Source organism: Rhizobium sp. RU33A, from assembly GCF_900156055.1.
Classification (GTDB): Bacteria; Pseudomonadota; Alphaproteobacteria; order Rhizobiales; family Rhizobiaceae; genus Allorhizobium.
Genome location: NZ_FTMQ01000004.1, coordinates 469731 through 476177, shown reverse-complemented (window position 1 = coordinate 476177; position 6447 = coordinate 469731). Strand labels below are relative to the sequence as shown.

The following is a 6447-nucleotide window of genomic DNA, read 5'->3' as shown; positions in this document are numbered from 1 at the left end:
AAAAACAGACGGTAAAAAACCGTCACAAAATCCCTTACCGCCCAACCCTAAAGCCGGGCAACAAAACCAGCATCACAGCCAATTTCGAGATCTTTCTGAACCAGTCCGGCGGGCCGTTCGGCGCCGCCTCTCGTTCGGTGAAGCGGCTTATACGGCTACTCCCGCAAACCGTCAACAGCCGGTTTTCACAAAAGGGCAAAAAATCGACATGTTACTGAATATATTATATTTTTTTCCGTTGATGCCGATCGTTGGTGGCAAGTGACACCATTTCAGCAGGAATCCATAGATGTGTGGCGGTCCCCTGCGCGGCTTCAGACCCTCTCCATGCGTTTGCAAGCCTGTCTTGCCTTGCTAGTGTCTGACATCCCCATCCCGGAGTTCTCCTCGCATGCTTATCCTTGATCAAAACCAGACCAGCCATTGCCTTGAATGGAGCACACTCATCAACGCACTCGACGCCATGTTCCAAGGAGACTGCGTTATGCCAGTCCGGCACCATCATGCGGTGGATGTGCCCGGAGAAGCCGATGCGACGCTGCTCCTGATGCCAGCCTGGCAACCCGGACACTATATAGGGGTGAAACTGGTTTCGGTTTTCCCGGACAATCATCTGCGATCATTGCCTGCGATCCACGGCAGTTATCTCCTCTCCTCCGGAAAGACCGGTGAACTGCTTGCGCTGATCGATGGCGGCGAACTGACGGCGCGGCGCACGGCCGCTGCCTCGGCGCTCGCTGCTCGCCATCTGGCGCGCGAGGATGCGTCCCGTCTGCTTGTCGTTGGGACAGGTCGGCTCAGCGTCAATCTCATTGAAGCGCATAGCCGCGTGCGACCCATTCGGGCGGTCTCGGTCTGGGGGCGGGATCAGAAGAAGGCGGAGAGCGCGGCGGACGAGGCCCGGGCACTCGGCTTTGACGTCGAGGTTGCCGCCGATCTGGAAAGTGCGGCCCGCCAGGCCGACATCATCTCCTGCGCGACCCTGTCGCGTGCGCCGCTGATCCGGGGGGAGTGGTTGAAGCCTGGCAGCCATCTCGACCTGATCGGTGCCTTCACCAAAGATATGCGCGAGAGCGATGACGAGGCCGTTCGTCGGGCCCGCGTCTTTGTCGATACACGCGCCGGTGCCTTTGCCGAAGCCGGCGATATTCTGCAACCGATCGCTTCCGGCGCCATCTCCCGAGATCATGTCCAGGGGGAACTGGCGGAGCTGGTCAAGGGTCATGGTGGGCGCCGGAGCGCCGAGGACATCACTTTGTTTAAATCCGTGGGCGCAGCGCTCGAGGATCTTGCCGGCGCGATCCTCGCTTACGAGACCGCCAGTCAGGACAGTGCAGCTTCGTGACACCTTCGCTTCCGCTTCTTCCGATCAGCGATCGTCTCGACCAGCTCAGCATGGCTCTCGAAAAGGGCAATCGGGCGGTGCTGTCGGCGCCCCCCGGCGCCGGCAAGACGACAATCGTTCCCTTGCATCTGCTCGGTCTGACTTGGCGCGGCGACGGCCGGATCATCCTGCTGGAGCCTCGGCGACTTGCCGCAAGAGCCGCCGCGTCCCGCATGGCCGGGCTGCTCGGCGAAAGCGTCGGCGAGACCGTTGGATACAGGATGCGGCTGGACAACCGGATCAGTCACCGCACGCGCATCGAGGTGGTGACGGAAGGCGTCTTCGTGCGCATGATCCTCGACGACCCGGAATTGACCGGTGTGGCCGCCGTCCTGTTCGACGAGTTCCACGAACGGTCACTGGACGCGGATCTCGGACTGGCTCTGGCGCTCGATGCCCAATCGGCGCTCAGGCCGGATCTGCGGATCGTCGTGATGTCGGCAACACTGGATATCGAGCGCATCGGGCAGTTGCTTGAAGATCCACCTGTCATCATTAGTGAGGGGCGAAGCTTTCCGGTCGACATACGCCACCGGGACCGCTCGGGCGACGAGCGCATTGAAGATGCAGTCACCGCGACCATTCTGAAGACGCTTGCGGACGAGACGGGATCGATCCTCGCCTTTCTGCCGGGACAGGCTGAGATCAGGCGGACAGTCGAGCGGCTTGAAAACAGGATCGGGCAGGATGTCGTCATCACACCTCTTTATGGCGTGCTGAGCCAGGCGGACCAGGACGCGGCGATCCGTCCGGCGGCGCCGGGAAAACGCAAGGTCGTGCTGTCGACATCGATCGCGGAGACCTCGATCACCATCGACGGTGTGCGCGTGGTGATCGACAGCGGCTTGCAGCGGCTTCCCGTGTTCGAAGCATCGACAGGGATCACGCGTCTCGAAACGGTCAGGGTGTCCCGAGCTTCCGCAGACCAGCGGGCCGGTCGCGCGGGGCGAACGGAACCGGGGATTGCGATCCGGCTCTGGCATGCTGGACAAACGGCAGCCCTTCCCGCCTTCACGCCACCGGAAATCCTGTCGAGCGACCTTTCCGGTCTTGCGCTGGACCTTGCCCATTGGGGGGTTGCGGATCCAGGCCAGCTCCTTCTCATCGACATGCCGCCTGAGGCTGCCCTCAAGGAGGCGCGCCAGTTGCTGATCGGGCTCGGGGCGCTCGACGAAAAGCTGCAATTGACCGACAAGGGTCGACGCATGCGGGATTTCGGACTGCCACCCCGGCTGTCTGCCATGGTGCTCGGCGCGTCCGAGCATGGCGAAGCCCGGGCCGCCGCAGAGTTGGCGGTTCTCATCACCGAACAGGGACTTGGCGGCAATGACCTCGATCTCGATGAACGCCTGAGGCAGTTCCGCCGGGATAGAGGCGAGCGGGCGCGCAACGCCCGTAATCTCGCACAGAGGCTGTCGTCCGACCTCAATCACCGTGAGGATGCCAATACAGCGCCTGTTTCCGCCGGCACCCTTCTCATCCACGCCTTCCCGGACAGGATCGCGCGCCAAAGGGGTGGGCGCGGCCGGTTCGTCATGGCCAATGGCCGGGGAGCAGAAATCCCCGCATCCGAACGCCTGGCGGGTGCCGAGCTGCTTGTCATCGCCGATCTGACCGGCAAGGCAGCGCAGGGGCGTGTGCTCGCAGCAGCGGAAACCTCACATGGCGACATCGAGACACTTCTTCCCAAGGCTATCACGACGTCGGAGGAAAGCGGCTTCGATACGGCGAGCCGCCAGGTGCGGGCCAGACGGGTGACGCGACTGGGGGCGATCATCTTCGACGAACGCCCCCTGCCGAAGCCAAAGGGAGACGATGCTGCCAGAGCACTTGCCGAAGGGGTCCGCCTTCTGGGTGTCGCCGCCCTGCCCTTCTCGAAGGCGGCGGCCCAGTTGCGACAGAGGCTGGGCTTTCTTTACCGAAGCCTCGGCGAGCCGTGGCCGGATACCAGCGATGACGGTCTCATCGCGAGATTGGATGACTGGTTCGTGCACTTCCAGTCCGGCGTGACGAGCTTCCAGGAGATCAGTGCCGGTAGCCTGCATGACGGGCTGATGGCGCTGGTCCCTGGAGGATCGCAGCGGGAGCTCGACCGGCTCGTCCCGACGCATTTCACCGCGCCAACCGGACAATCCCATCCGATCCGCTACGAGGGCGATGAGCCTGTCCTGCAGATCCGAGTGCAGGAGCTTTTCGGCTTGAAGAGCCACCCCACGATCGGCGGCGGCAAATTGCCACTGCTTCTGGAGTTGACCTCGCCCGCCCATCGACCCATTCAGACAACACGAGATCTTCCGGGGTTCTGGAGCGGATCGTGGAAGGATGTGCGCGCCGATATGCGTGGTCGCTATCCGAAGCATCCCTGGCCAGAGGACCCTGCTGCGGCAGATCCCACGACACGAGCGAAACCCCGCGGAACCTGATGGCGCGGCAGAACAGGGAATAGTGATGACCATGGATCTGGCAGCCAAATTCGGTCCGAGCAGCCGGCGCCTGCGTCTCGAAACCCTGGTGAAGCTCCGCTGGGTGGCCGTGGCGGGGCAGTTGCTGACGATTCTCGTCGTGGCGCTCTGGTTCGAATTTCCCCTGCCGCTCGTGACATGTCTGGGGCTGATCGCCGCACTGGCTGCGGCCAATTCGTTGATGTCGGTGGCGTTCCCGCCCACCTACCGCCTGGAGCCGGCGGCAGCCTTCGCGGTGCTTGCGCTCGATCTCTTCCAGATGGGGGCGCTGCTCTTCATCACCGGCGGGCTCAACAATCCGTTCGCGCCGCTGATCTGCATTCCCGTCATCATCTCCTTTGCGTCGCAGCCGAGCCGTCACTCGATCGCGCTTTTTGTAACCGCGCTCGCCTTCATCACCCTGCTTGCGTTCACACCCTATCCCCTGCCCTGGTTCGAGGGTCGCACGCTCGAGGTGCATCCCCTGCTGCAGCTCGGCATGTGGAGCTCGATCGTCTCGATGACGGCCTTTGCTGCCTTTTATGCCTATCGCGTCTCCCAGGAGGCTAGCCTGCTTGCGGACGCCCTGACCGCGACCGAACTGATCCTGCAACGGGAGAAGCACCTGCATCAGCTCGATGGTCTCGCAGCAGCAGCGGCGCATGAACTGGGTACGCCGCTAGCGACGATCAGCGTGGTGGCCAAGGAGATGGAGCGGGATCTCGGAAATGACGAGCGGTATCGCGAAGACGTGCAGCTGCTGCGCAGCCAGAGCGAGCGCTGCCGCGACATCCTGCGCCGCCTGACCTCGCTCGCCACGGAAGGCGAAGCCCACATGCGCGAGCTGCCGCTCTCCTCGATGATGGAGGAGGTCATTGCGCCGCATCGGGAATTCGGGGTGAAGGTCGAGCTGATCGAGCTGTCCGACCGGGCACTCGAGCCGGTCGGGACACGCAATCCCGCCATTCTCTATGGTCTCGGCAACCTGCTCGAGAATGCGGTCGATTATGCCAGGTCCAAAGTGACGGTCAGTGTGGAGCATACGGCCGCAGAGGTAGCCGTCACGATCGAGGACGACGGAGCCGGTTTCTCTGCGGGGGTCTTGCAAAGAATTGGTGAGCCCTATGTTACGAGCAGGCAGAACGAAACGCGCGCCGGGGGTCTCGGCCTTGGGCTGTTCATCGCAAAGACACTGCTTGAGCGGTCCGGAGCCAGCCTTCGCTTCGAAAATCGCAGCCCAGAAGGATCCGGAGCGCGCGTCATGGTGATCTGGCCCCGCGAATACATGGAATTGGACACGTCGTTATGACTTTACCTCTAGGGTCTTGGCACGCATAAGGTCGGCAGCGAAGTTTTTGGAACAGTCGCAGGAACGAGAAGATGGCAGACGCAGCATCACAGGTCGCAAAACCAGCCGCCGGCACGCAAGCAGCGGGCAGTCACGATCTCGGTCCCGACCCGTCGCTGCTGATCGTCGATGACGATGCGCCGTTTCTGCGTCGCCTGGCGCGCGCCATGGAAAGCCGCGGCTTCACGGTGGAGCTCGCCGGCTCCGTCGCCGAGGGCATGGCGAAAGTCAAGGAAGCAGCACCTGCCTATGCCGTGGTCGATCTGCGGTTGGGTGACGGAACCGGGCTCGACGTTATCGAGGCGATCCGGGAGCGCCGTTCCGACACACGGATCATCGTTCTGACAGGTTATGGCAATATCGCCACGGCCGTTACGGCGGTCAAACTCGGGGCGCTCGACTATCTGGCGAAGCCCGCAGACGCCGACGATGTCTATCTGGCACTGACCCAACGTCCGGGCGAGAAGGCCGAGATCCCCGAAAACCCGATGTCGGCCGACCGGATCCGCTGGGAGCATATCCAGCGTGTCTATGAGAGTTGCGAGAGGAACGTCTCCGAGACAGCCCGTCGTCTCAACATGCATCGCCGGACACTGCAGCGTATTCTCGCCAAACGCGCGCCGAAGTAATCAGACAGACTTGAGCTGGGCCGCCCATTCCGCGGCCATGAGCCTCTGGGCGGCGGCCCTCGAGAAGTCGAGGGTAACCGACTTCCGCGTCGCAGGCGGAAGCCGGTGCTCGGGAGCGTCTCTCAGCAGGTGGCCCGAATACCCATCCGATAGAAAGAGGCCGCAGTCTTCCGGGAAGATCTCGAGAGGCACACCGGCGTGGGTGGCAAAAAACAATCGGTCGCAGTAGCGGCGATAATCCGGCCATTTCCGATCGACACGAAAATCCTCGATCGAGGATTTGATCTCGACAATCCAGATCTCGCCTTTTTCGGATAGGGCGATGAGGTCGGCACGACGTCCATTGGAGAGCGTCAGTTCCGGCAGTATGGCAAAACGCATCTCCGCCAGAAGGATCTGGACGCCACGGCGAATCATCATGGCGCGATCGGACTGACGTCCGTCAATTAAGGGATTGTTCACCGTGATGGAGACTAAGGTCATGGATAACTCCACTCCGCACGGCAGGGTCTGTTGCAAAAAAGCAATGCGGAGTCATTTTGCAGCGCCGAACACAGTCGGCTGTAGCACGGCACTTGCGTTGCCGAGATTAATTCAAAATAAACCATAATCAAAGATGGTCACAAGGCCGTCTCTCAGCCATCA

General features: G+C 62.1%; 6 protein-coding genes. 5 read left to right on the top strand and 1 reads right to left on the bottom strand.

All coding sequences use genetic code 11. The features are described from left to right. The 5 genes from BW978_RS23700 to BW978_RS17490 all read left to right on the top strand — a co-directional run. Positions 1–265, top strand: a 265-nt coding sequence (locus BW978_RS23700; protein WP_210216986.1) for a hypothetical protein, incomplete at its 5' end; no start/stop codon positions are given. Positions 266–391: 126 nt separating this feature from the next. Beyond that, complete coding sequence (locus BW978_RS17505) at positions 392–1345, top strand: bifunctional Delta(1)-pyrroline-2-carboxylate/Delta(1)-piperideine-2-carboxylate reductase (protein WP_076397092.1); 954 nt, start codon at positions 392–394, stop codon at positions 1343–1345. Continuing rightward, positions 1342–3807 carry an ATP-dependent helicase HrpB gene (gene hrpB / locus BW978_RS17500; RefSeq protein ID WP_076397091.1) on the top strand — a complete coding sequence of 822 codons (2466 nt, stop codon included), beginning with the start codon at positions 1342–1344 and terminating at the stop codon, positions 3805–3807. Before BW978_RS17505 ends, hrpB begins: the two co-directional genes overlap by 4 nt. Positions 3808–3832: 25 nt before the next feature. After that, positions 3833–5134, top strand: a complete 1302-nt coding sequence (locus BW978_RS17495) for an ActS/PrrB/RegB family redox-sensitive histidine kinase (RefSeq protein WP_076397090.1) — start codon at positions 3833–3835, stop codon at positions 5132–5134. 71 nt (positions 5135–5205) lie between these two features. After that, the gene (locus tag BW978_RS17490; protein WP_054149970.1) at positions 5206–5802 is read left to right on the top strand and encodes an ActR/PrrA/RegA family redox response regulator transcription factor; all 597 of its coding nucleotides are present in this window, start codon (positions 5206–5208) and stop codon (positions 5800–5802) included. Here BW978_RS17490 and BW978_RS17485 read toward each other — a convergent pair whose 3' ends face one another. Further along, complete coding sequence (locus tag BW978_RS17485) at positions 5803–6285, bottom strand: MmcB family DNA repair protein (protein ID WP_076397089.1); 483 nt, start codon at positions 6283–6285, stop codon at positions 5803–5805. Positions 6286–6447 lie beyond the last annotated feature (162 nt).